Here is a 22,487-nt window from a genome sequence, read left to right on the forward strand (position 1 = left end):
AGCTTCTGGCAGATTCGCTCCAGCTTGTTCAACTGAGCCTGCTCCAGACTGTCTTCGGGCGTCAGGAACTGCGCCGCTGAATACATCATGGTCGGGTCGAGAAACTGTTCGAACAGATCGTTGCCGAGGTCGTAGTGCGCGGCGATGTTTTTCTGCGAGCCCTTGCGCGTATTGCGGTTGAGCCAGTGCAAGCCTTGCACCAACGGCCGGCTGAGACGGGCCAGACCTCGCTCCATGGCATCGAGCACGTCGAGGTTGCTGACAAACACGCGCACCACCGCTGTCAGATCCGGCGAACTCCAATAGCCGTGGATAAAGGCCTCGCCGGCACCAATCGAACCATTGCCGGCGACCATGCCCCAGACGGCCGGATCCGTCACATGGATTTCCCCGAACAAGGCACTGCCCGGCGTACCGAACATCAGCCGTTCGCCATCCTCGATCACCAGCAGTTGTCCGTGTTTGAGCCGCGCCAATTGGCGCAACACGCCGCGGCGCAGCAGCGATCCGGTCAAACCGTTGGTGCTGAACCGGCTGACCGACAGACTAGAGGATTTCATGGCGGTGCTCCTTGGGAGGCACGGTGGCGGTTTGAAAGCTGCCGTCGGCAGTCTGATGAGCAAAGATCGGTGCGCGTTTGAGCAGCAGTCGCAGTGCCTGCCAGTAAATCGCCAAGGCGGTTTTCGCGGTCATCCACGGAAAGCGCCTCAGGTAACGGTGCAAGCTGCGGCGATCGAGGTTTTCGCGTTGCAGATTGAGCGTTGCGTCGAACAGTTTGTGCTCGCCCTGCCAGTCGGCCATGTGCACGCCGAGGGTTTGCGCAGCAGGGCTGAAGCTCATGCGGTATTCGAGATCGCGCGGCAAAAACGGCGAAACATGAAAGGCTTTGGCCACGGCGAAGTGCTGATGGAAATCCTGCAGATTGACCGGCGGGCGCGCCGGCAACACATAGTGATAACGCTCGCGCCACGGCGTGTTGGTGACTTCACAGACGATCGCTGCCAGTTGGCCGTCCGCCTCATGGCAATAAAAGAAACTCACCGGATTGAACGACAACCCCCAACTGCGCGCCTGGGTCAGCAGGCAGATCGAGCCTTGCGGTTCATGGCCGATGGCGATGCCGACCTGCTGACGCACGGCATCGATCAGGCGTATGCCTCGGCCGGTAAAGGTCTTGAGGTAGTCCGTCTCGCGAAAGGAAAACGGCGCAAAACGGCTGCGTCCGGCCAGTGGCGACAGAGCAAGCACGGCGTCCTGTTCGCTGAGGTCGAGGTAGAGCAGACCGATACGGTAGCGGAATTCATGGCGGCGCGGCGAGAAGCGCCGATGGCCGATCCAGCCGCTGTACAGGGCGCTGTTCATAAGGTTTCCCCGAATGCGGCGGCCACGCGCAAAGCGCTGACCACACCGTCCTCATGAAAACCGTTGGCCCAGTAGGCGCCGCAATAATGCGTATGCTGCGCGCCATCCAGTTCACTCCAGCGATTTTGTGCTGCCACCGCCGCGAGGCTGAATTGCGGATGGGCGTAGGTGTAACGGGCAAGCACTTTGTCCGGGCTGATGCCGGCGCTTTGATTGAGGCTGACGCAGAACGTGGTGTCGCTCTGAATGCCCTGCAGAATGTTCATGTCGTAGGTGACGGCGGCGTGGGTGTGGCCGGCGCCGCTGAGTCGGTAGTTCCAGCTCGCCCAAGCCAGTTTGCGCGTCGGCAACAAACGCGTGTCGGTGTGCAGCACCACTTCATTGTCGGCGTAGGGCAGGGCACCGAGAATCGCGCGTTCGGCCTCGCTCGGGACCGCCAGCAGTTTCAACGCTTGATCACTGTGACAGGCGAACACCACCTGATCGAAGTGTTCGAGGCCTGCCGGGCTGTGGATAACTACGCCATGCACATCGCGATCAACCCGGGTTACCGGGCAATTGAGACGAATTCGCTCCTTGAACGCTGCCGTCAGCGGCGCGATATAGGCGCTCGAGCCGCCTTCGATAACTTGCCACTGCGGACGATCACTGACCGACAACAGTCCATGATTCTTGAAAAAACGTACGAAAAACTGCAGCGGGAAATTGAGCATTTCCGCCATCGGCATCGACCAGATCGCCGAGCCCATCGGCACGATGTAATGCAGGATGAAGCGTTCACCGTAACCACCGGCCTTGAGGTATTCGTCGAGGGTGGTGTCGGCGGCGATGCGCAGTTCGACGAGGTCGCGCTGGGCTTCTTTGTTGAAGCGCAGAATATCGCGCAACATGCCCCAGAACCCCGGCGAAAACAGGTTGCTGCGCTGGGCGAAGAGGCTGTTGAAGTTGTTGCCGTTGTATTCCAGACCGGTGTCCGGGTCGGTCACCGAGAAACTCATTTCGGTCGGCTTGAACGCCACGCCGAGCTGGCCGAGCAAGCGGATGAAGTTCGGGTAGGTCCAGTCGTTGAAGACGATGAAGCCGGTGTCCACGGCGTAGGACTGTCCAGCGACGCTGACGTCGACCGTGTGCGTGTGGCCACCGACCCAGTCGCCGGCCTCGAACACCGTCACTTCATGGCGGCGATTGAGCAGGTAGGCGCAGGTAAGCCCGGCGATGCCGCTGCCGACGATGGCGATTTTCATGTCGGATCCGTCAGCGGAGGTGACTTGCGCACCATGCGCTTGCCGATCGCCAGTTGTACCCGCGCCGGCAGTTTCGACAGCGGCCACAGCGCGGCCATGAACAGCGCCGGAAAGGCGATTTCCAATGGCCGATCCTTGAGTTTGGCGAAGATGTGCCGTGCGGCTTTATCCACAGGCCAGCTCAAGGGCATGGGGAAATCATTCCTGGCGGTCAGCGGCGTTTCGACAAAACCCGGGCTGACCACGGTGACTTCAATGCCTTCGTCGGCCAGATCGATGCGCAACGACTCGAACAGGTAACGCAAACCGGCCTTCGACGCGCCATAGGCTTCGGCCCGTGGCAGCGGCAGGTAAGTCACTGAGCTGGCCACGCCGATCAGATGCGGCGCGGTGCCTTTGCGCAGCAGCGGCAGCGCGGCTTCGATGCAATAACTGCTGGCGAGCAGGTTAGTGCGCACCACATGCTCGATGATCGAGGAATCGAACTGTTTGGCATCGACGTATTCGCAGGTGCCGGCGTTGAGAATCACCGAGTCCAGCGAACCCCAGTCTGCGGCGATCTGCTCGCCGATCTCGCGAACCGTCTGGCTGTTGGTCAGATCCCCGGGTACCACCAAAACCTGCCCCGGATAGCGTTGCGACAAGACCTTGAGCGGGGCGATCTGACGGGAACTGACCGCCAGGTGCGCACCGGTTTTCAGGATCTCTTCAGCCAGCGCCGCGCCGATGCCACTGCTGGCCCCGGTCAACCAATAACGCCGTGGAGGTGTACGACTCATCCCATTCTCCTTTTCAGCCAGGCAATCACCCGGCCCAATACTGGCAAGTGTTCATACAGCAGCGCCCCGGCATCGAAATAATCCCGATGGCGATAAACCTTGTCGTGCCACAGCAAATGCGAGCAGCCGCTGACACGAATCACACGGCCACCCGCCAGACGCGGGTGGCGATAACTCATGACCCAGCGCAGATAACCTTCGCAGTCGCTGATCTGGTCAAAACCATGAAAATCAAAACGCAGCTCGCTGACGTTGGCATACAGTTCGCCGAAATAGTCGCGTAACTGCGCCAGACCCTGCACTTCGTGCAGCGGGTCGGTGAAGTGAATGTCATCGCTGTACAGCTCGCCCAGGCTTTGCAGGTTGTCTTTGTTCAACGCTGAAAATTGCCGGGCGAAGCGGCGCAGGAATTCACTCATCATCACCTCCTGAAGACGTACGCGAAGGCAGATTCTTGAAGGCTGCCAGCGCCCGTTGGCGCGAGGTGCTGAGGTTGACGATCGGCGACGGATAGTCCGCCGCGCCGAACAAACCACCGACGTCGGCCGGGTTATGCACTTGTTTTTTGTCGAGGGCTGCCAGTTCCGGCAGCCAGTGCTTGATGAACAGGCCTTCGCTGTCGAATTTTTCCGACTGGCTCAGCGGGTTGAAGATGCGGAAATACGGCGCCGAATCGGTGCCCGTCGACGAACTCCACTGCCAGCCACCGTTGTTCGCCGCCAGATCCCCATCGATGAGGTGACGCATGAAAAAGCGTTCGCCTTCGCGCCAGTCGATCAGCAGGTTTTTGGTCAGGAACATCGCCACGACCATGCGCAGACGGTTGTGCATCCAGCCGGTTTCCAGCAGTTGGCGCATCGCGGCGTCGATGATCGGCAGACCGGTGCGCGCCTCTTGCCATGCGGCGAGATCCTCCGGCGCATCACGCCAGGCCAGCGCTTCGGTTTCCGGGCGGAAAGCGCGATGCCTTGAGACCCGTGGGTAGCCGACCAGAATGTGTTTATAGAACTCGCGCCACAGCAGTTCGTTGATCCAGGTGACCGCGCCGACCTTACCGCTCTCGAATTCGCCCTGATTACTTTGCAGGGCGGCATGCAGACACTGGCGCGGCGAAATCACGCCCGCCGCCAGATACGCCGAGAGCTGACTGGTGCCAGGTTTGGCCGGGAAGTCGCGTTCGCTCTGGTAGTAGTCGATCTGCACGTCGGTGAAGGTGTCGAGACGGCGCCGGGCTTCCTGTTCACCGGCGGGCCACAGATCGCGCAGGGATTGGCTCGGTGTGGCGAAGCCTTTGACGGAGTCGGGAATCGGGTCGCTGTCGATGGCAAGTTTTGCCTGTTTGCCGGGGGCCTTGACCAACGCAGGCATCGAGCGATGCAGGCGTTCGTAACAGACTTTGCGGAACTGGCTGAACACCTTGAAGTAGCTGTTGGTCTTGGTCAGTACCGTGCCGGGTTTGAACAGCAACTGGTCGAGATAGCTGTGAAAGGTGATGCCCTCGGCCTTCAGTGTTTCGGCCACCGCTGCATCGCGACGGGTTTCGTGGACGCCGTATTCTTCGTTGACGTGCACGGCTTCGATCTTCAGTTGCCGACAGAGTTTGAGCAGTTCCGCCGGGGCTTGATCCCAATGAGTTGCAGTGCGAATCAGCAATGGAATGTTGAGTTTGCCAAGGCTTGCGCTCAGCTCACACAGGTTGCGCAACCAGAAGTCGACCTTGCACGGCGCATCGTCATGTTCCAGCCACTGCTGCGGGCTCAACAGGTACACGGCGACCGTCGGGCCGCGCGCTGCGGCGGCTGCGAGGGCAGTGTTGTCATGTTGGCGCAAGTCGCTGCGCAGCCAGATCAATTGCATGTCGGAACTCACTGCGTCCATTAGATCAACCCACGCTGAACGAGCACCTGGTGCGCCAGCAGCGCGTCTTCAGCCAGGAAAACATCAGCCATCTCGGAAGTTCTTACGGACAACTCGGCGTGGTGGATGCATACCGTTGGTCCGACCAGCATTTTTGTACAACCGACTCCGTTCAGTAATTTGGGCAACTGCGCAAGGTTCATGGCTTTGCTGGAATACAGCAGTACGCCGCGGGCTTGCAGATGTTCGACCGCCAGCGCCAACTCGGCGGCCGGCAACGGCCAGTCAAACACTTGCACCGGACAATCAGCGCTACTGATCAGCCACGCGCACAGCCACAGATGAGGTTCCAGTGGCAGGTCGGAGTGATTGATCAACAACAGCGGGGCGCCATGTAACTGACGATTGTTATGGTAGATGCGTGTGCCGAATTTGCTGCGTAACCACGAATAAAAGAACACGCGTTCCATCTGCGCGCCGAATTGGCCCTGCCAACGCTGCTCCAGTTCCGCCAGCAGCGGCATCAGCAATTGTTCGCACAAGGTGCGTGGCGGGTAGAGCGCCATGGCCTGATTGACGCTGTCGTCGAGGCTGCGTTCACTGAGTTGCGTGACGGCGGCGAGCAACGTCTGGCGCAAGCGCTGCCAATCGTTTTCCACCGATTCGCTGAACGCCTGCGGTGCGTCGAGCAGCGGTTTGACCTGACTGACAGCCACGCCACGGTTGAGCCAGGTGAGGATGGTCAGAATCTGTTGCACGTGTTCGGCCGAGTAGAGCCGGTGCCCCTTGGGCGTGCGTTGCGGTACGACCAGCCCGTAGCGGCGTTCCCACGCGCGCAGGGTGATCGCGTTGACGCCGGTCTGCCGGGCGACTTCGCGAATCGGCAGCCAGCCCTCGTCGAGGGCTTTTTTAAAATCCGCGCCAAGGTCTTCCCGGGCGCTGGTATCCATTTTGTCGTTCATTAGATTGCGTTTCGCAGGCTGAGGTTTTCCGGGTGCGGTTGCAGGTAAACCTGTTGCGCGATGTACGAATCCGGATGGAGGCGAAAGTGATGTTTGAGCAGTGTCAACGGCACCACCAGCGGCACGATGCCCTGGCGGTACTGGCCGATGACGTGTTGCATTTCCTGTTTGTCTTCAGCGCTGATCACTTGTTTCAGATAACCGCTGATGTGCAGCAGCACGTTGCAGTGGGTGCCACGGGTGGCGCATTTTTTCAACGCCGCCATCAGTTCGCTGAAGTAGCGCGGGCCGAGCTCGACGGGATCGGTGTCGGCCATGTTGCCGAGCAGTTTGCCCAGCGCTTTGTATTGCGGCGGGTTGTGGGCCATCAGCAAATATTTGTAGCGCGAATGAAATTCGGTGAGGGCGCGACGGCTCAGGCCATTGGCGAGGACTTGCTGCCATTCGCTGTAGGCGAATACGCGGGTGATGAAGTTCTCGCGCAGCACCGGATCATTGAGGCGCCCGGCTTCTTCCACGGGCAGATCCGGATGCCGTGCGCAGAACGCCTGGGCGTAAATGCCGCGTCCGCCGCCGTTCACCGGGGCACCGTTGGCGTGGTAGACCTTGACCCGCTCCAAACCGCAGGACGGCGACTGCTGCATGAAGATGTAGCCGCAGATGTCGTCCAGTTCGGCGGCCATTTTTTCACCATACTCGGCCAGTGGCCGGGTGACGTTGATCGCCCGGTTCACCGTGCCGACCGCTTGTGGATGTTCGGCCTCGCCGACGAGGCGGATCGGTTCGCGAGGAATGCCCAGGCCGATTGCAACCTCCGGACACACCGGGACGAAATCGAAATGCTCGGTGAGGGTGCGGCTGCACAGCCGTGATTCCTTGTGCCCACCGTTGTAGCGCACCTCGGCACCCAGCAGGCAGGCGCTGATGGCGATTTTTGGTTTGGCTACGCAAGGATCGGACATGGGCACCTCGAATCTATACCTGTACAGAGGTAAATCTCTGTACAACTTTGCTCAGCATAGATTCATGGGTGTACAAGTCAAATTGTTTGTATAACTTTTTTGATTGAACGCAGTTCACTGTGGGAGCGAGCTTGCTCGCGAATGCGGATTAACATCCACAAATGCATTAATTGACACACCGCCTTCGCGAGCAAGCTCGCTCCCACAATGGTCGGTGGCTATTTCCAGCCCTGCAGCCATTCAGCGTTGTTTTGTAGTGTCTGCCAGTCAAGGCGTTCGGCGCGCTTGGTCAGCACCGCCTGCAACTCGACTTCCAGCACTGTGCCTTCCTCGTCGCGAAACAGCTCGGTCACCAGAAAGTGTTTTTCACGATTCAGCGGGTGAGCTGCTGTCCATTTCGACAGCAGCAATTTTTGCGGATTGATGCGGTTCATTGCAGGTGTTCATGCAAGCGACGTGCAGCCTCCTGGCCACTGAGCCATGCGCCCTCGACGCGCCCGGACAGACACCAGTCGCCGCAGGCGTACAGGCCCAGATCGGCATCGGCCAGCGTGCCCCATTCGTGACCAGTCGCAGGCCGCGCATAGAGCCAGCGGTGGGCGAGGCTGAAGGTCGGCGCAGGCATCGCGCTGTGCAGCAACTCGGCAAAGGCGCCGTGCAGTTGCTCGATCACCGCCTCCTTGGACAAGTCGATGTGTTGCCGGCTCCACGCGCTGGTGGCATGCAGTACCCAGGTGTCGAGGGTGTTATCGCGTCCCGGTTTGCTGCGGTTGCGCGCCAGCCAGTCGAGCGGGCTGTCCTGCACGAAGCAACCTTCAATGGGCGTATCCAGCGGTGTCTCGAAGGCGAGGGCAACGGCCCAGGTCGGCTCCATTTTCACCCCGGCAGCCGCGCCGGCGAGCTTCGGTGCTGCGGCCAGCAAGGCAGTTGCTTGCGGCGCTGGCGTGGCGATCACGACGTGGCTGAACGGGCCATGTGTAAAGCCCTCGGCGTCCTGCAAATGCCAGTGTTCCTCACCGCGAAACACCTCAGTAATCCGGCAGGCAAAATGCACTTCCAGACCATCGAGCAGGCCCCGGGTGATGGCGCTCATGCGCGGCGTGCCGACCCAGCGTGTTTGCTCGTCCGGCGACAGATTCAGCTGCCCGCCCTGGTACGTGTAGAGCTGTGGCGTCCACTCGGCGACCCAGCCCTGGCTTTGCCAACGCTGCACTTCGGTGACGAAGCGCCGATCACGCGCGGTGAAATATTGCGCGCCCATGTCCAGCGAACCGGCGTCGCTGCGCTTGCTCGACATGCGCCCGCCGCTGCCGCGACTCTTGTCGAATAATTGGATGGTATGCCCGCTCTCTGTCAGAGCCTGGGCGGCGGAGAGTCCGGCGATGCCGGTGCCGATGATTGCGATAGGTACAGTCATAGGGGCCTCGTTTACCTTTCTGTACAGACTACGCCGTGGATGAAACCTGTACAATTTTGTTTTTTGGTATAACTTCTAGCGTTCTCGTTCTGACAGCTTGGCCTATTGTTAAACAATAGAGCCTGCCCGATAGAAAAGATCCCTGCTTATAAAAATAGACTAGTGATCCGGGTTAAACGCCACGCGAGGAAGATGTCATGCACATATTGCTGACCGGCGGTACTGGTCTGATAGGAAGTCAACTTTGCCGACACTGGTCAGAGCAGGGGCATCGCCTGTCAGTGTGGAGCCGTAAACCGGATAAGGTCGCCAAAATCTGTGGTGCGCAGGTACGTGGCATTGCACGTCTGGAAGACCTTGGCGAAGAGCCTGTGGACGTGATCGTCAATCTGGCTGGCGCGCCGATTGCCGATCGGCCATGGACCCATCGCCGCAAAGCGTTGCTGTGGAGCAGTCGCATCAAGCTCACGGAAACCCTGCTGGCCTGGCTCGAAACCCGCGCACAGAAACCCGCGCTGCTGATCTCCGGTTCGGCGATCGGTTGGTACGGCGATGGCGGTGAACGCGAGTTGACGGAAGAGTCGCCACCGGTGATCGATGACTTCGCCAGTCAGTTGTGCATCGCCTGGGAGGAAACCGCACTGCGTGCCGAGGCGCTGGGTATCCGCGTGGTGCTGGTGCGAACCGGTCTGGTGCTGGCGGCCGAGGGCGGCTTTTTGTCACGATTGCTGTTGCCATTCAAACTGGGGCTGGGCGGGCCTTTGGGCAATGGTCGGCAATGGATGCCGTGGATTCATATCGATGATCAAATCGCCCTGATTGATTTTCTTCTGCACCGGGATCAGGCCAGTGGTCCTTATAATGCCTGCGCGCCGCAACCGGTGCGCAATCGCGAATTTGCCAAGACGCTGGGCAGCGTGTTGCACCGCCCGGCGTTCATGCCGATGCCGACCCTGGCGCTGAAGGTCGGCCTCGGCGAGATGTCTTTGTTATTGCTCGGTGGCCAGAAGGCCGTGCCGGCACGCTTGCTGGAAGCGGGTTTCACTTTCCAGTTCACGGATTTACGCGCGGCCCTGGATGATCTCTCCAGCCGCCTCTGAAATAGGACGTTGCATGACCGATCACGCCTTGCTTCTGGTCAACCTGGGTTCCCCGGCTTCCACCTCGGTGGCCGATGTGCGCAGCTATCTCAATCAATTCCTGATGGACCCGTACGTGATCGACCTGCCGTGGCCGGTGCGGCGTCTGCTGGTGTCGCTGATCCTGATCAAACGCCCCGAGCAATCGGCCCACGCCTACGCCTCGATCTGGTGGGAGGAGGGTTCGCCGCTGGTAGTGCTCAGCCGTCGCTTGCAGCAGCAAATGACCCGGCAATGGACGCATGGCCCGGTAGAACTGGCGATGCGTTACGGCGAGCCGTCGATTGAAACCTGTTTGCTGAAGCTGGTCGCGGCAGGGCACAAGCGCATCACGCTGGCGCCGCTGTATCCACAGTTCGCCGACAGCACCACGACCACGGTGATCGAAGAAGCCAAGCGGGTGATCCGCGAAAAGAAACTCGACGTACAACTGTCGGTGCTGCAGCCGTTCTACGATCAGCCGGAATATCTGGATGCGCTGATTGAAAGCGCCAGGCCGCATCTGCAACAGGACTACGATCATTTGCTGCTGAGTTTCCACGGTTTGCCCGAGCGGCATCTGACCAAACTCGATCCGACTGGCAATCATTGCTTCAAGAATGAAGACTGCTGCAAGAACGCCTCGCCTGCGGTATTGGCGACCTGTTATCGCGCGCAATGCCTGCGTACTGCGGCTTTGTTTGCTGAGCGCATGGGCCTGCCGGATGGCAAATGGTCGGTGTCGTTTCAGTCGCGTCTGGGCCGGGCCAAGTGGATCGAACCCTACACTGAGGCGCGGCTGGATGAACTGGCGAAAAGCGGCGTGAAGAAAATTCTGGTGATGTGCCCGGCATTTGTCGCCGACTGCATCGAGACGCTGGAAGAGATTGGTGATCGCGGCAAGGAACAGTTCCGCGAAGCGGGGGGCGAGGAGTTGGTGCTGGTGCCGTGTCTGAACGACGACCCGCAATGGGCCAAGGCCTTGGCGACCCTCTGCGAAAGAGCACCGCTGGCCCTGTGATGATCGTTCCCACGCTCCGCGTGGGAATGCAGCCCGTGACGCTCCGCGTCACTGGACGCAGAGCGTCCCTAGAGGCATTCCCACGCAGAGCGTGGGAACGATCAGATCTTGAAGCCTTAGATCAGCGGCTCATCTGCCTTCTTGTTCTTCCAGCCATCATTGCCCGGCAGAATCAGGTTCAGCGCAATCGCCACCACCGCGCACAGCGCGATGCCTTTGAGGCCGAAGTCGTCAGGACCGGTACCGGTGCCGACCAGCACACCGCCGATACCAAACACCAACGTCACCGAAACAATCACCAGATTGCGCGCCTCGCCCAGATCGATCTTGTGACGGATCAGGGTGTTCATGCCCACCGCCGCGATCGAACCGAACAGCAGGCACAGAATCCCGCCCATCACCGGCACCGGAATGCTCTGCAGCAGCGCGCCGAACTTGCCGATGAACGCCAGGCTGATGGCGAAGATCGCCGCCCAAGTCATGATTTTCGGGTTGTAGTTCTTGGTCAGCATCACCGCGCCCGTCACTTCGGCGTAGGTGGTGTTGGGCGGACCGCCGAACAAACCGGCTGCGGTGGTGGCAATACCGTCACCGAGCAGGGTGCGATGCAGGCCCGGCTTCTTCAGGTAATCGCGACCGGTCACGCTGCCGACGGCAATCACGCCACCGATGTGCTCAATCGCCGGGGCCAATGCCACCGGAACGATGAACAGGATCGCCTGCCAATTGAACTCCGGCGCGGTGAAATGCGGAATCGCAAACCATGGCGCTGCGGCAATCTTCGCCGTGTCGACCACGCCGAAGTAGAACGCCATAGCAAAACCGACCAGCACCCCGGAAATGATCGGCACCAGGCGGAAGATGCCTTTACCGAACACCGCCACGATCAACGTGGTCAGCAATGCCGGCATCGAGATCATCATCGCGGTCTGGTAGTGGATCAGTTCAGAACCGTCGCCCGCCTTGCCCATCGCCATGTTCGCGGCAATCGGTGCCATGGCCAGGCCGATGGAAATGATCACCGGACCAATCACCACCGGTGGCAGCAGACGGTCGATAAAGCCCGTGCCTTTGATCTTCACGGCAAGGCCGAGGAAGGTGTAGACGAAACCGGCTGCCATCACTCCGCCCATGGTCGCGGCGAGACCGAACTGGCCCTTGGCGAGAATGATCGGGGTGATGAAAGCGAAGCTCGACGCCAGAAACACCGGCACCTGACGCCCGGTGACGATCTGGAACAGAATCGTTCCCAGACCTGCGGTAAACAGTGCCACGTTCGGGTCCAGGCCCGTGATCAGCGGCATCAGCACCAAAGCGCCGAAAGCCACGAACAGCATCTGGGCGCCGGACAGCACCGTACGCCAGAGCGGATCGTTGAACTCTTGCTGCATGGTCACGCGTCCTTCTGCTTGGTGCCGAAGATCTTGTCACCGGCGTCGCCAAGCCCTGGGATGATGTAACCGTGCTCGTTCAAGCGCTCATCGATGGACGCGGTGTAGATGGTCACGTCCGGGTGAGCTTTTTCTACTGCAGCAATGCCTTCCGGCGCGGCCACCAGGACCATGGCGCGGATGTCTTTGCAGCCGGCTTTCTTTAACAGGTCAATGGTCGCAACCATCGAGCTGCCGGTGGCGAGCATCGGGTCGATGATCATCGCCAACCGTTCGTCGATTTCCGGAACCAGTTTTTCCAGATAAGTGTGCGCTTGCAGGGTTTCTTCGTTGCGGGCGACACCCACAGCGGAGACTTTGGCACCCGGGATCAGGCTCAGCACGCCTTCAAGCATGCCGATGCCGGCGCGCAGAATCGGTACGACAGTGATCTTCTTGCCGGCGATTTTCTCGACCGACACGGTGCCGCACCAGCCCGCAATATCGTAGGACTCCAGCGGCAGATCTTTTGTAGCTTCATAGGTCAACAGGGCGCCGACTTCCTGAGCGAGCTCACGGAAGTTCTTGGTGCTGATATCGGCGCGGCGCATCAGGCCGAGTTTATGACGGATCAGCGGATGGCGGATCTCGAGGATGGGCATGGAAAAACTCCGGCGGCGGGCAAAAAAACCGGCCTAGATTAATCTATCCGAGGGTGATGTCCTATAGGACATTCTGTACGTTAGTCCATAAAGGCTTGATTCGGCCTCGATGGATGCGTACCTTTGCCCGCTTTTCCAATTCCGCCAACCCCTGGAGAGCGCCATGTCCGCTGATCTCGAGCATATCCGTCAAATCATGCGAGAGGCTGACTGCCTGTACACCGAATCTGAAGTCGAGGCCGCCATTGCCCGCGTCGGTGCACAAATCAACGAACAACTGGCCGACAGCAACCCGGTAGTGTTCTGCGTGATGAACGGCGGGCTGATTTTCTCCGGCAAACTGCTGACGCATCTGCAATTCCCGCTGGAAGCCTCCTACCTGCACGCGACCCGTTATCGCAACGAAACCAGCGGCGGCGACCTGTTCTGGAAAGCCAAGCCGGAAGTCTCGTTCATCGACCGCGACGTGCTGATCATCGACGACATCCTCGATGAAGGTCACACCCTCGGCGCGATCATCGACTTCTGCAAACACGCCGGCGCGCGCAAAGTGCACACCGCCGTACTGATCGACAAGGATCACGACCGCAAAGCGCGTCCTGACCTGAAAGCCGATTTCGTCGGCCTGCCGTGCATCGACCGTTACATCTTCGGTTATGGCATGGACTACAAAGGCTACTGGCGCAACGCCAACGGGATCTTTGCCGTTAAAGGCATGTAAGCGAGATCAAAAGATCGCAGCCTTCGGCAGCTCCTACATGGGATTGATGTACACCCTGTAGGAGCTGCGGAACGCTGCGATCTTTTGCTTTTAATCCCATGCTAGAGTGCTCGGCCCCGCCCTCCGGAGCCTGTCATGCGCCTCTTGATCCGTAGCCTCGCCGCGCTTTTACTGATCCTCAGCCTGCCGCTGTCCGCCGCGCCGATGCACAGTCAATTCCTGCCGCCGGACGATCTGACCGTGCGGGATGTCGAACCCGAGCAGCAGCAACTCATGCAGGTCACTGACTATGCCGTGGTTGTCGGCGCGCAACGCCAGTCCAATCAACAGCCGATTCCGGTGACGTCACCTCTGATGATTCGCCTCAAGGGCAAATCCCTGAACAAGGGCGCAACCATCACCCAAGTGCTGGTCAATTTTGACGGCGAAAGCAAAAGCCTGAAAAAGCCGATCTACGACGACAAGAGCAAAACCCTGACGTTGTTTTATCCACAGGCCCAATACCGCGTGATCATCGATCTGCTGCGCAATGACACCGTATATGTGCAGTTCCTCAGTTACGCCAACGGCCATATCTGGGCCGATTTGCACACCGGGGCGGTGCGATCGCGTTGAGCCGGGCGGCCGGGCAGGGGTAAACTGCCCGCCCCGTGTAATGTCTGCGAGCTGGAGTCGGCAATGCGTAAAGATAAGAAACAAGTGATTGGTGACGAGATCGGCGATGAGCAGATCAAGCTGTTCCTCGATTTTGAGCCGGTCGACGCCACTTCGCCGTCGCTGCACAAACTGATCAAGGCCTACCGTGGTCTGCGCATCGACGACTTCGAGCGCTTTCTGGGCTTCTTCGTCGCGGCCGGTTATGACGTTGATGGCAAGGACGAGCAGGGCAAGACCTTTGTTGACCTGATCGCCGATCAGCGCAACGCGCCGGAATACATCGAACTGATCGAAAAGTCTCGCGGTTAAGGGCAAAAGACAAGATCAAAAGATCGTCCGATCGCGGCCCGAGCCTTCGGCAGCTCCTACATGGGATTTATGTTGGCCCTGTAGGAGCTGCCGAAGGCTGCGATCTTTTGATTCTGGCGTCCATAAAAAACGCCCCGATTGGGGCGTTTTTTATGCGGCTTGATCAAGCGTAGCTTGGTGTCTCGCTGCTTTCTTCAACCAGTTCCAGCGCGATGTTGTTCTGCGTGTTGATCTTGCGATACAGCGCAGCATCGGTTTCCAGGACCTTTTCACGGGCCGGGAAGATTTCCGCCAGTTTGCCAGCCCACTCACCCTTGGCCTTGGCCGGGAAGCACTTCTCGATCAGTTCCAGCATGATCGAAACGGTCACCGATGCACCCGGCGAAGCACCGAGCAAGGCGGCGAGGGAACCGTCCTTGGCCGACACCAGTTCGGTGCCGAACTGCAGAATGCCGCCCTTTTTCGGATCTTTCTTGATGATCTGCACCCGTTGGCCGGCCACTTCCAGGCGCCAGTCTTCGGCTTTCGCCTCCGGGTAGAAACGGCGCAGGGATTCCAGACGCTGCTCCATCGATTGCATCACTTCGCTGACCAGGTACTTGGTCAGGTCCATGTTGTTTTTCGCCACGGCCAGCATCGGCCCGATGTTGCCGGCGCGAACCGACAGCGGCAGGTCCATGAAGGAGCCGTGCTTGAGGAACTTGGTGGTGAAACCGGCGTATGGCCCGAACAGCAGGGATTTCTTGCCGTCGACCACGCGGGTGTCCAGGTGCGGCACCGACATCGGTGGCGAACCCACTGCTGCCTGGCTGTAGACCTTGGCCTGGTGGTGCTTGACCACTTCCGGGTTGTCGCAACGCAGCCACTGGCCGCTGATCGGGAAGCCACCGAAGCCTTTGCTTTCTTCGATGCCGGAGGCTTGCAGCAACGGCAGCGCCGCGCCGCCCGCGCCGAGGAAGACGAACTTGGCGTCGACTTCGCGGGTGTTGCCGTTGTTGACGTCCTTGATGCTGACGGTCCAGCCGGCGCCGTTACGCTTGAGGCCGGTGACGCGCTTGCAGTATTTGACTTGAGTGTCCGGGGCGCTGGTCAGGTGCTTGAGCAACTGATTGGTCAGGGCGCCGAAGTTGACGTCGGTGCCGTTCATCACGCGAGTGGCAGCGAGGACTTCGTCCGGCGAGCGGCCCGGCATCATCAGCGGCATCCACTCGGCCATCTTGGCCTTGTCTTCGGTGTACTCCATGTCGGAGAAAGCGTGGTGCTTGCTCAACACATCGAAGCGCGATTTGAGGAAAGACACGCCGCTGTTGCCCTGAACGAAACTCAGGTGCGGCACCGGGCTGATAAAGGATTTGCACGAGCCGAAGGTGCCTTTCTTGGTCAGGTACGACCAGAACTGCTTCGACACCTCGAACTGGGTATTGATGTGCACGGCTTTCTTGATGTCGACGGTGCCATCAGCGGCTTGCGGCGTGTAGTTCAGCTCGCACAGACCGGCGTGGCCGGTACCGGCGTTGTTCCATGGGTTGGAACTCTCTGCAGCACCGGAATCCATCAGCTCGACGACTTCCAGCTTGATCGCGGGGTCGAGCTCTTTGAGCAGTACGGCCAGGGTGGCACTCATGATGCCCGCCCCAACCAGAACTACGTCGACTGCTTCGTTATGCGCCATTTAACGCGTCTCCAAAATCTGCAGCACCAAATTGTCGGCATGGCTGCCAGGCGTTCCGGGACAGGTCAGTTGTGCCCCAGCTATCCGTGGTCAGGTTCGCCATGTCCGAATCTTCGCAATTTTTCGCAACTTCGACGGATGTATGCGGCTTGGCTTTCAAGAGCTCCATGAACTCATTTCAGCACGCAGCTGGCAATTCGACTTATGGTCGAGACATCCGTTTTTGTGCAACCAAATCCGTAGCGGACAGGCTTCAGGCTCCGATATTCGAGGTATACCCGGTCCTGTGTCGTTGGGCTGTTTCAGACGCTAATGGTGCATGTTCAGACGCAAAACTTTTCATTTGCTCGCCACACTCTTGTGAAGTTGTGAAAACCCGTTTTTTTCACGCTCTTTTGAAGACGTGAACCTCAAAAAAGGGCTGTCCAGGCCTGGCACCTTGCCCGAGGGCAAAAACAACGCGGTGGCCGAGCGTCATGACAGCTCTGCAGATTCGCGAAAAGCGGGGTTTTTGCCGGAAGAACAGGCAAGCGCGCCAACTTCACTCGATCTGTGTGGGCGGCTCTCTGTGGGCGATTTTGGGTGTCGATGCATGCGCATTGACGCTGTTGCGGGGCCCGATCAGGAGACGTCCTTATAATCGGGGGGAGATTGTATCGAAGAAATGCGGGCAGTTGCTCGTGTTTAATGACTTTTATTAGGCATCCGGTCAGATGCTCAACATCGCTTGCACCCGTGCACGGGGCTGCGACGCTATGACGCGGGCGCTGGCGGGCAGTGGCTGGTGCAACCAGTTGAGGCGGATTTCTTCGATTTCCACCCAACCGTCGCCCATCGGTTGCAGGCTGCACTGCTTGAATGCCTGGCAATGGCCGTTGCGGTCGAGCAGGGCGAAGCTGCGGTGCAGCGGGCGAGGCGAGAACAACGAGATCAGATAACGCATGATTGAGTACCTTGTGGGGGACTGATTGCAAGGTTGCCAATGCGCCGTGACGTGAACGTGTATGCCGGGTGAATAATCTGTGACAGGAACCGCTTTCGACGGGGTTTGTCAGACATTTCAGTATTCGCTGCCGGGCGCTGGTTACCCGCAGTGGCCCACCGCTATACTGCCGGCCTGTTTGTGCCTGATTCTGGAGAGAAGAGCATGTTGCAACGCCTGTTGTTCGGTTTGATCACTGTGGCCGGTTTGACCCTGGCCGGCTGCGCCCACAGCCCGCAACAACTGAACCCGGAGCCGAAGCTGACCACCCAGCTGCCAGCGGTCGGCCGTGGCCAGCCTGTTGTTGTGCGTGTAGTAGACGGTCGTCCGTCGCCAACCCTCGGTACCCGCGGCGGTCTGTACCCGGAAACCAGCGCCATCACCGTGCAGCGCGAGCAGATCCTGCCCAAGCTGCAGGCTCAGGCTGAAGCCGCCGTGCGTCTGCTCGGTTTCACCCCGACCAACAACGCGCCGAATGCTCCGCAGTTGACCGTGACTCTGGCCGAGCTGAAGTATCAGTCGCCGAAAGAGGGCATGTACGTGACTGAAGCGACCATCGGCGCGACCTTCCGCTCCGACGTGCAGAACGCCAACCGTCGTTACAGCGGTCGTTACGGTGCGTCGCTGGACCAGCGTTTCGGCATGGCGCCGAACCAGGAAACCAACACCAAACTGGTCAGCGACGTGTTGAGTGATGCGCTGACGCGTCTGTTCAAGGATCCGACTGTGGGTCAGGTTTTGGCTGAGTAAGTTTTCGGCGGATATGAAAAAGCCCGGGGCCAGTGATGGTTTCGGGCTTTTTTGTGGGTGTCAGGGTTGGAATTTGTGTCGTATGGGAGATCGATCCCCCTCACCCCAGCCCTCTCCCCCAAGGGGGCGAGGGGGAAGGGAGCCGATCGGGGGCTTTTCAGAACCGGAGTTCACCTCAAGTTTTTCAGGTCGATGGACCTCGAATAAACAACTCGGTCAGTCCCCTCTCCCTCTGGGAGAGGGCTAGGGTGAGGGTGCTTTTGCTTTCAGGCAGCCTGCGAGTAAAAGTCGAGCACGCTAACGCCCGTCAACAAATCCGTTTCGGGCAAATCCGCATGCTGATGCCCGCCCAGCGCGCAATACACCAGCCAGTGGCGATCCTGAACATTGAAGGCGAGGCTGCCGACGAGGCTTTGCTGTTCGTCGTAAGGGGTGATGAGATAAAGGCGATCCTGGTTTTCAGCGTGAAGCATGTCGCGTTCCATGTGTGTTTCGAGGCGCGCAGGGTGGCCTATCCACATGACGAAGCCGTGACACAGGACAGCCATCGGTCGATTGTCAGGTTATTTGTCGCAAAGACTGGGGGTGAACGGGCAGGTTTGGTTAGAATCCGCGCCGCAGTCGTCGATCTGGCGACTGCCGTACCGGTTCAGATAGAGGTCTGTGATGTCGCTGCACTTGATGACGCTGTTTACCGCCCATCCTGCCAAGTTGATCAACCTGCTGGCGCTGCTCCTGGCGTTTCCAGGCAGTTGGCTGCTGCACGCCACCCGCCGCCGCGAACAGCGCGCGATGGCCAGCATTGCCGCCCAGCGTCAGGCGCAACCGAATGCCGAACCGATCCTGGATTGGGCGACTTTGCGCATGAACCGGTTTTTCTATCGATTTGGTTTTGCTTGCCTCGCGCTGGCCTTGATCGTTTCCTGGATCAGCACACGCTATTAAAAGCAAAAGATCGCAGCCTTCGGCAGCTCCTACACGAATCCCCTGTAGGAGCTGCCGAAGGCTGCGATCTTTTGATCTTGCCGTTGCTTTACAGCGGCAACCCAGCCTTGACCCGATACTGATTACGCACCGGCGTCGCATATTGCAGCACCAGATACGGACGATGCTCTACAGGACAAGCGTCCAGCCGGCTCTGCCATTCTTCCTGCGCCTTGGCCAGCTCATCGGCCGGAAACACCTCGGCAGCTTTCGGCACATTCAACTGCGGATCGGCATCGTCCCACTGCGCGTACGCCAGGTAATGCACCGGGAATAACCGGTAACCGCCGAGAATCTGCTTGTCCATCTCGACCGCCAATTGCTTGGTGTCTTCGAACAACTCAGTGATCGGTGCGGCAAAGTTCACGTGCACCCGCCCCTTGTAGCCAGTGATGCCCTTGGCGATGCTCACATCGTCCTCGCCCGGCGCTTTCGCGTAGGTGCCGGTGGTGGCACGGATGTACAACTCGCGGGCCTTGGCCTGGTCGCACGGGTCGTATTCGTAGCTGATCGACACCGGGGTGACATTCAGCGAGCGAATGACTTCGCCGAACGGCTCGTCCTTGCGGCTCATGTGGAACATCTTGAGGATCGCCGACTCGGTGCGGTCGTCGCCGTCCTTCGCCCGACCCTCAGCCTGAGCGATCCAGATCGACGCGCAATCATTGCGGATCGAGTGGTTGATGTACGCCGACAACAGTTGATACGCGGCCATTTTTTCGCGACGGCCGGTAATCGAGCGGTGAACGATAAAGCTCTTGTTCAAACGCATCAGGTCGCTGACAAACGGTTTTTGCAGCAAGTTGTCGCCAATCGCGATGCGCGGCGTCGGCAGGCCGGCGTGGTACACGGCGTAGTTGACGAAGGCCGGGTCCATCACGATGTCGCGGTGGTTGGCGATGAACAGATAAGCGCTGCCGGACTTGAATTGCTCGACACCGGTGTAGGTCACGCCATCAGTGGCGCGCTCGATGGTGTGGTCGACGTAGGACTCGACCTTGTCCTGCAACGTCGCCACCGACGTCACGTCAGCGAACTCACGACGCAGCCGATGGGCTATAAGTGGTTTGAGCATCCAGCCGAACGCACCGGCAAAACGCGGGAAGCGGAAGTGGGTGAGGATATCTAGAAACGCCTTGTCGCCGAGCAGTCTTGCCAGTACCACAGGTACTTCGCTGTCGTCGTAAGGTCGGATGGCATCGAATTCGCCCATCATGCTCTCTTGTTGGAAACGGCTAGGGTAAGTAAAGGTTTTGATCGAAAACCCGCGGGGCACGGTCTGAAAAAGTAGCCAGACAAAAATAGCCCTGCAAATAGACCGGCGATTATACGCACAAGTCACTTGGGAGACCGCGATGCTGGAAACCGCTGAATACGAATGTCCTTATTGTGGGGAGCTTGTTGAGACGTCGGTGGACTTGTCCGGCGGCGATCAGACTTACATCGAGGACTGTCAGGTGTGTTGTCGGCCAATAACGTTCGTATTGCAGGTCCATGGAGAGGACTGGTTTCTGGAAGTTTTCAGCGAGAACGAATAAGGGGCGCCCATGCAGCGAATCTACGAGCCGGAAAATCTGATGGAAGGTGAAATGCTCAAGGGCATGCTCGCCAGCGAAGGCATCGAGGCGCACTTGATTGGTCGCGATTTGCTCGGTGGTACGGGCGAATTGCCGATTTTCGGTCTGCTGGGATTGTCCGTCGATAACGACCAGGCCGAATACGCCCGCGAGCTGATCACCGCGTACAATGCCGCGCTGCCGCTGCCCGGCGATGAGCCGGAGAGCTTCCCCGGAACGCTGGTCTGTTAGGCTGAGCTTCGTTTTACTTCAGAGTCGTGTTGCCCCATGTGTGGACGTTATGCCCTGTTTCGCTGGAACCGCGATTTTGCGGCCCTGCCAGGTTTTCCCGCCGATCAGCAGGCGCAGTGGAACATTTCTCCCAATGATTCGGTGTTGATGCTGCGTGCCGGTGAAGATGGCCAGCGCACTTTGGCTCGCGCCCGTTGGGGCCTGACACCGCCGTGGCTGACCGATTTGTCGAAGACGCCGGCGCATGCCCGGGCGGAAACCGTGGCCGAGCAGCCGATGTTTCGTGAGGCGCTGCGCCAGCGTCGCTGCCTGCTACCGGCGAATGGTTTCTATGAATGGCGCGGGACCCAGCGCAAGCGCCCGTTCTGGCTGACGCCGGGGGAGGGCTCTTCGCTGTTTTTCGCGGCGATCTGGGAGGCGTATCTGGTGCAGGAGCAGGTGTGGCTGAGCACTGCGGTGATTACTCAACCGGCGTCGAGTCAGCGGCGGCCGTTGATTCTCGATGAGGCGGGGCAGGCGGCGTGGCTGGATCCGGAGACGCCATTGCATGTGTTGCAAGGATTGCTGGCCAGTGAGCCGGCGGCGTTGCGCGAGCGGGTGTTGGCGAATCTGATCAATGATCCCAAGCTCAATGGGCCCGAGTGCCTGACCCCGGGTTAAAGCATTTAGATCAAAAGCCCCTCACCCTAACCCTCTCCCGGAGGGAGAGGGGACTGATTGGGAGATATTGAAGTAATACACCGACTTGAACGCTCTGCTTTGAATCCATAATCGAATGGTTATTTCAGGTCGATGTATGACGGTAGACAACTCGGTCAGTCCCCTCTTCCTTGGGGAGAGGGTCTGATTGGAGGATGTTTGAGAAGTACACCGACTTGAACGCTCTGCTTTGAATCCATAATCGACTGGTTATTTCAGGTCGATGTATGACGGGAGACAACTCGGTCAGTCCCCTCTCCCTCTGGGAGAGGGCTAGGGTGGGGGTGCTCTTGGCTTTTCAGACCTTGAACTGATTGATCAACCGCCGCTGCTGCTCCGCCAGTTTGGTCAAATCGGCACTCGCCGAACTCGACTCATCCGCACCGCCCGCCACTTCATTGGCCACTTGCCCGATATTGATCACATTGCGGTTAATGTCATCCGCCACCGCGCTCTGCTCTTCCGCCGCGCTGGCGATCTGCGTGTTCATGTCGTTGATCACCGAAACCGCCTGAGTAATCGTTTCCAGCGCTTGAGCCGCTTTCGCCGCGTGCTGCACGCTTTCATCAGTGCGGTTCTGGCTGTCTTCCATGACCCGCACGACATCGCGAGTGCCCTGCTGCAGTTGCTGGATCATGCTCTGGATTTCTTCGGTGGCTTTCTGGGTTTTCTGCGCCAGATTGCGCACCTCGTCGGCGACCACTGCAAAACCGCGACCTTGCTCACCGGCACGCGCCGCTTCAATCGCCGCGTTCAAGGCGAGCAAATTGGTCTGCTCGGCAATCCCGCGAATCGCCGTGAGAATCGCGTTGATGTTTTCGCTGTCCTTGGCCAGCGTCTGCACCACATCTACAGCCTTGCCGATTTCCAGCGCCAGCACGCCAATCGAGTTCGAGGTTTCGCGGACGATCTGCATACCCTGACTCGCCGCCTGATCGGCATGGCTGGCCGCTTGCGCAGCCTGCGTTGCGTTGCGCGCGACGTCCTGTGCAGTGGCGGTCATTTCCTGCACCGCCGTGGCGACTTGATCGATCTCGGCCATTTGTTTCTGGATGCCGATGTTGGTGCGAATAGCGATGTCGGCGGTGTGTTCCGAAGAATCGCTGACGCTCTGCACCGACGTCACCACCTGAGTGATCATCGCCTGCAAC

The 22,487-nt window shown here is 59.3% G+C and carries 27 protein-coding genes; 10 read left to right on the top strand and 17 right to left on the bottom strand.

Features of this window, described 5'->3' with window-relative positions:
* The 10 genes from F8N44_RS31860 to F8N44_RS23860 form a co-directional block, all read right to left on the bottom strand.
* The coding region (locus F8N44_RS31860; RefSeq protein ID WP_224794814.1) for a class I SAM-dependent methyltransferase at positions 1-560 on the bottom strand (560 nt) is incomplete at its 3' end.
* Positions 547-1,362: a DUF1365 domain-containing protein gene (locus F8N44_RS23820; protein WP_150652018.1), complete on the bottom strand. Its 816-nt coding sequence runs from the start codon at positions 1,360-1,362 to the stop codon at positions 547-549. The genes F8N44_RS23820 and F8N44_RS31860, both read right to left, overlap by 14 nt.
* Positions 1,359-2,606, bottom strand: a complete 1,248-nt coding sequence (locus F8N44_RS23825; protein ID WP_150652019.1) for an NAD(P)/FAD-dependent oxidoreductase — start codon at positions 2,604-2,606, stop codon at positions 1,359-1,361. Before F8N44_RS23825 ends, F8N44_RS23820 begins: the two co-directional genes overlap by 4 nt.
* A complete protein-coding gene (locus tag F8N44_RS23830) occupies positions 2,603-3,385 on the bottom strand; it encodes an SDR family NAD(P)-dependent oxidoreductase (RefSeq protein WP_150652020.1) in 783 nt (260 codons plus the stop codon). The genes F8N44_RS23825 and F8N44_RS23830 overlap by 4 nt, the downstream gene beginning before the upstream one ends.
* Positions 3,382-3,804, bottom strand: a complete 423-nt coding sequence (locus F8N44_RS23835) for a nuclear transport factor 2 family protein (protein WP_150652021.1) — start codon at positions 3,802-3,804, stop codon at positions 3,382-3,384. Before F8N44_RS23835 ends, F8N44_RS23830 begins: the two co-directional genes overlap by 4 nt.
* Complete coding sequence (phrB, locus tag F8N44_RS23840; protein ID WP_191630944.1) at positions 3,797-5,242, bottom strand: deoxyribodipyrimidine photo-lyase; 1,446 nt, start codon at positions 5,240-5,242, stop codon at positions 3,797-3,799. The genes F8N44_RS23835 and phrB overlap by 8 nt, the downstream gene beginning before the upstream one ends.
* A gap of 20 nt (positions 5,243-5,262) precedes the next feature.
* Entirely contained in the window at positions 5,263-6,204 is a 942-nt protein-coding gene (locus F8N44_RS23845) for a MerR family transcriptional regulator (protein WP_150652023.1), read from the bottom strand.
* A complete protein-coding gene (locus F8N44_RS23850) occupies positions 6,204-7,166 on the bottom strand; it encodes a YbgA family protein (protein WP_150652024.1) in 963 nt (320 codons plus the stop codon). The genes F8N44_RS23845 and F8N44_RS23850 overlap by 1 nt, the downstream gene beginning before the upstream one ends.
* A gap of 218 nt (positions 7,167-7,384) precedes the next feature.
* A complete protein-coding gene (locus F8N44_RS23855; RefSeq protein ID WP_150652025.1) occupies positions 7,385-7,600 on the bottom strand; it encodes a TIGR02450 family Trp-rich protein in 216 nt (71 codons plus the stop codon).
* A complete protein-coding gene (locus F8N44_RS23860) occupies positions 7,597-8,583 on the bottom strand; it encodes an NAD(P)/FAD-dependent oxidoreductase (protein ID WP_150652026.1) in 987 nt (328 codons plus the stop codon). Before F8N44_RS23860 ends, F8N44_RS23855 begins: the two co-directional genes overlap by 4 nt.
* Before the next feature lie 197 nt (positions 8,584-8,780).
* On the opposite strand from F8N44_RS23860, the gene F8N44_RS23865 reads away from it, so the two are divergent.
* Positions 8,781-9,683, top strand: coding sequence for a TIGR01777 family oxidoreductase (locus F8N44_RS23865; RefSeq protein WP_150652027.1), 903 nt, complete (start codon positions 8,781-8,783; stop codon positions 9,681-9,683).
* Positions 9,684-9,696: 13 nt separating this feature from the next.
* Positions 9,697-10,722, top strand: a complete 1,026-nt coding sequence (gene hemH, locus F8N44_RS23870; RefSeq protein WP_150652028.1) for a ferrochelatase — start codon at positions 9,697-9,699, stop codon at positions 10,720-10,722.
* Positions 10,723-10,838: 116 nt separating this feature from the next.
* Here the strand turns inward: hemH and F8N44_RS23875 are convergent, their stop codons facing one another.
* Together F8N44_RS23875 and upp are read right to left on the bottom strand one after the other, a co-directional pair.
* A complete protein-coding gene (locus F8N44_RS23875; RefSeq protein ID WP_007912843.1) occupies positions 10,839-12,113 on the bottom strand; it encodes a uracil-xanthine permease family protein in 1,275 nt (424 codons plus the stop codon).
* Between the two features lie 2 nt (positions 12,114-12,115).
* Positions 12,116-12,754 carry a uracil phosphoribosyltransferase gene (upp, locus tag F8N44_RS23880; RefSeq protein WP_007912842.1) on the bottom strand — a complete coding sequence of 213 codons (639 nt, stop codon included), beginning with the start codon at positions 12,752-12,754 and terminating at the stop codon, positions 12,116-12,118.
* Positions 12,755-12,917: 163 nt separating this feature from the next.
* On the opposite strand from upp, the gene F8N44_RS23885 reads away from it, so the two are divergent.
* The 3 genes from F8N44_RS23885 (at position 12,918) to F8N44_RS23895 (ending at position 14,441) form a co-directional block, all read left to right on the top strand.
* Positions 12,918-13,475 (top strand): hypoxanthine-guanine phosphoribosyltransferase, encoded by a 558-nt coding sequence (locus F8N44_RS23885; RefSeq protein WP_016987197.1) that lies wholly within the window; start codon positions 12,918-12,920, stop codon positions 13,473-13,475.
* A 135-nt stretch (positions 13,476-13,610) separates the two neighbouring features.
* The gene (locus tag F8N44_RS23890; RefSeq protein ID WP_150652029.1) at positions 13,611-14,090 is read left to right on the top strand and encodes a hypothetical protein; all 480 of its coding nucleotides are present in this window, start codon (positions 13,611-13,613) and stop codon (positions 14,088-14,090) included.
* Positions 14,091-14,153: 63 nt separating this feature from the next.
* Positions 14,154-14,441, top strand: coding sequence for a PA4642 family protein (locus F8N44_RS23895; RefSeq protein ID WP_150652030.1), 288 nt, complete (start codon positions 14,154-14,156; stop codon positions 14,439-14,441).
* A 163-nt stretch (positions 14,442-14,604) separates the two neighbouring features.
* Here the strand turns inward: F8N44_RS23895 and mqo are convergent, their stop codons facing one another.
* Positions 14,605-16,113, bottom strand: a complete 1,509-nt coding sequence (mqo, locus tag F8N44_RS23900; RefSeq protein ID WP_150652031.1) for a malate dehydrogenase (quinone) — start codon at positions 16,111-16,113, stop codon at positions 14,605-14,607.
* Positions 16,114-16,822: 709 nt separating this feature from the next.
* Entirely contained in the window at positions 16,823-17,056 is a 234-nt protein-coding gene (locus F8N44_RS23905; RefSeq protein ID WP_127929735.1) for a hypothetical protein, read from the bottom strand.
* A gap of 204 nt (positions 17,057-17,260) precedes the next feature.
* On the opposite strand from F8N44_RS23905, the gene F8N44_RS23910 reads away from it, so the two are divergent.
* The gene (locus tag F8N44_RS23910; protein WP_008086137.1) at positions 17,261-17,845 is read left to right on the top strand and encodes a YajG family lipoprotein; all 585 of its coding nucleotides are present in this window, start codon (positions 17,261-17,263) and stop codon (positions 17,843-17,845) included.
* A 266-nt stretch (positions 17,846-18,111) separates the two neighbouring features.
* Here F8N44_RS23910 and F8N44_RS23915 read toward each other — a convergent pair whose 3' ends face one another.
* Positions 18,112-18,318, bottom strand: a complete 207-nt coding sequence (locus F8N44_RS23915; protein WP_008083982.1) for a hypothetical protein — start codon at positions 18,316-18,318, stop codon at positions 18,112-18,114.
* A gap of 193 nt (positions 18,319-18,511) precedes the next feature.
* Here F8N44_RS23915 and F8N44_RS23920 point away from each other — a divergent pair, with 193 nt between their 5' ends.
* The gene (locus tag F8N44_RS23920; protein ID WP_034154337.1) at positions 18,512-18,790 is read left to right on the top strand and encodes a hypothetical protein; all 279 of its coding nucleotides are present in this window, start codon (positions 18,512-18,514) and stop codon (positions 18,788-18,790) included.
* An 88-nt stretch (positions 18,791-18,878) separates the two neighbouring features.
* On the opposite strand, the gene F8N44_RS23925 is transcribed toward F8N44_RS23920, so the two are convergent.
* Positions 18,879-20,042 carry a 1-acyl-sn-glycerol-3-phosphate acyltransferase gene (locus F8N44_RS23925; RefSeq protein ID WP_191630256.1) on the bottom strand — a complete coding sequence of 388 codons (1,164 nt, stop codon included), beginning with the start codon at positions 20,040-20,042 and terminating at the stop codon, positions 18,879-18,881.
* A gap of 142 nt (positions 20,043-20,184) precedes the next feature.
* Between F8N44_RS23925 and F8N44_RS23930 the strand changes: the two genes are divergently transcribed.
* From F8N44_RS23930 to F8N44_RS23940, 3 genes are read left to right on the top strand one after another with little or no spacing between them, the layout of a single operon-like run.
* Positions 20,185-20,367, top strand: a complete 183-nt coding sequence (locus tag F8N44_RS23930; protein ID WP_150652033.1) for a CPXCG motif-containing cysteine-rich protein — start codon at positions 20,185-20,187, stop codon at positions 20,365-20,367.
* 9 nt (positions 20,368-20,376) lie between these two features.
* Positions 20,377-20,637: a putative signal transducing protein gene (locus tag F8N44_RS23935; RefSeq protein WP_007912819.1), complete on the top strand. Its 261-nt coding sequence runs from the start codon at positions 20,377-20,379 to the stop codon at positions 20,635-20,637.
* Between the two features lie 36 nt (positions 20,638-20,673).
* Positions 20,674-21,297 (top strand): SOS response-associated peptidase, encoded by a 624-nt coding sequence (locus F8N44_RS23940; RefSeq protein WP_150652034.1) that lies wholly within the window; start codon positions 20,674-20,676, stop codon positions 21,295-21,297.
* 337 nt (positions 21,298-21,634) lie between these two features.
* Here F8N44_RS23940 and F8N44_RS32290 read toward each other — a convergent pair whose 3' ends face one another.
* Positions 21,635-22,477 (bottom strand): methyl-accepting chemotaxis protein, encoded by an 843-nt coding sequence (locus F8N44_RS32290; protein WP_412071543.1) that lies wholly within the window; start codon positions 22,475-22,477, stop codon positions 21,635-21,637.
* Between the last annotated feature and the right edge of the window lie 10 nt (positions 22,478-22,487).

This window comes from Pseudomonas fluorescens, assembly GCF_902497745.1.
GTDB lineage: Bacteria > Pseudomonadota > Gammaproteobacteria > Pseudomonadales > Pseudomonadaceae > Aquipseudomonas > Aquipseudomonas fluorescens_BM.

Coding starts and splice junctions, on each gene's coding strand:
- F8N44_RS23820 (WP_150652018.1), bottom strand. CDS start 1,362: ATGAACAGCGCCCTGTACAGCGGCTGGATCGGCCATCGGCGCTTCTCG.
- F8N44_RS23825 (WP_150652019.1), bottom strand. CDS start 2,606: ATGAAAATCGCCATCGTCGGCAGCGGCATCGCCGGGCTTACCTGCGCC.
- F8N44_RS23830 (WP_150652020.1), bottom strand. CDS start 3,385: ATGAGTCGTACACCTCCACGGCGTTATTGGTTGACCGGGGCCAGCAGT.
- F8N44_RS23835 (WP_150652021.1), bottom strand. CDS start 3,804: ATGAGTGAATTCCTGCGCCGCTTCGCCCGGCAATTTTCAGCGTTGAAC.
- phrB (WP_191630944.1), bottom strand. CDS start 5,242: ATGCAATTGATCTGGCTGCGCAGCGACTTGCGCCAACATGACAACACT.
- F8N44_RS23845 (WP_150652023.1), bottom strand. CDS start 6,204: ATGAACGACAAAATGGATACCAGCGCCCGGGAAGACCTTGGCGCGGAT.
- F8N44_RS23850 (WP_150652024.1), bottom strand. CDS start 7,166: ATGTCCGATCCTTGCGTAGCCAAACCAAAAATCGCCATCAGCGCCTGC.
- F8N44_RS23855 (WP_150652025.1), bottom strand. CDS start 7,600: ATGAACCGCATCAATCCGCAAAAATTGCTGCTGTCGAAATGGACAGCA.
- F8N44_RS23860 (WP_150652026.1), bottom strand. CDS start 8,583: ATGACTGTACCTATCGCAATCATCGGCACCGGCATCGCCGGACTCTCC.
- F8N44_RS23865 (WP_150652027.1), top strand. CDS start 8,781: ATGCACATATTGCTGACCGGCGGTACTGGTCTGATAGGAAGTCAACTT.
- hemH (WP_150652028.1), top strand. CDS start 9,697: ATGACCGATCACGCCTTGCTTCTGGTCAACCTGGGTTCCCCGGCTTCC.
- F8N44_RS23875 (WP_007912843.1), bottom strand. CDS start 12,113: ATGCAGCAAGAGTTCAACGATCCGCTCTGGCGTACGGTGCTGTCCGGC.
- upp (WP_007912842.1), bottom strand. CDS start 12,754: ATGCCCATCCTCGAGATCCGCCATCCGCTGATCCGTCATAAACTCGGC.
- F8N44_RS23885 (WP_016987197.1), top strand. CDS start 12,918: ATGTCCGCTGATCTCGAGCATATCCGTCAAATCATGCGAGAGGCTGAC.
- F8N44_RS23890 (WP_150652029.1), top strand. CDS start 13,611: ATGCGCCTCTTGATCCGTAGCCTCGCCGCGCTTTTACTGATCCTCAGC.
- F8N44_RS23895 (WP_150652030.1), top strand. CDS start 14,154: ATGCGTAAAGATAAGAAACAAGTGATTGGTGACGAGATCGGCGATGAG.
- mqo (WP_150652031.1), bottom strand. CDS start 16,113: ATGGCGCATAACGAAGCAGTCGACGTAGTTCTGGTTGGGGCGGGCATC.
- F8N44_RS23905 (WP_127929735.1), bottom strand. CDS start 17,056: ATGCGTTATCTGATCTCGTTGTTCTCGCCTCGCCCGCTGCACCGCAGC.
- F8N44_RS23910 (WP_008086137.1), top strand. CDS start 17,261: ATGTTGCAACGCCTGTTGTTCGGTTTGATCACTGTGGCCGGTTTGACC.
- F8N44_RS23915 (WP_008083982.1), bottom strand. CDS start 18,318: ATGCTTCACGCTGAAAACCAGGATCGCCTTTATCTCATCACCCCTTAC.
- F8N44_RS23920 (WP_034154337.1), top strand. CDS start 18,512: ATGTCGCTGCACTTGATGACGCTGTTTACCGCCCATCCTGCCAAGTTG.
- F8N44_RS23925 (WP_191630256.1), bottom strand. CDS start 20,042: ATGGGCGAATTCGATGCCATCCGACCTTACGACGACAGCGAAGTACCT.
- F8N44_RS23930 (WP_150652033.1), top strand. CDS start 20,185: ATGCTGGAAACCGCTGAATACGAATGTCCTTATTGTGGGGAGCTTGTT.
- F8N44_RS23935 (WP_007912819.1), top strand. CDS start 20,377: ATGCAGCGAATCTACGAGCCGGAAAATCTGATGGAAGGTGAAATGCTC.
- F8N44_RS23940 (WP_150652034.1), top strand. CDS start 20,674: ATGTGTGGACGTTATGCCCTGTTTCGCTGGAACCGCGATTTTGCGGCC.
- F8N44_RS32290 (WP_412071543.1), bottom strand. CDS start 22,477: ATGATCACTCAGGTGGTGACGTCGGTGCAGAGCGTCAGCGATTCTTCG.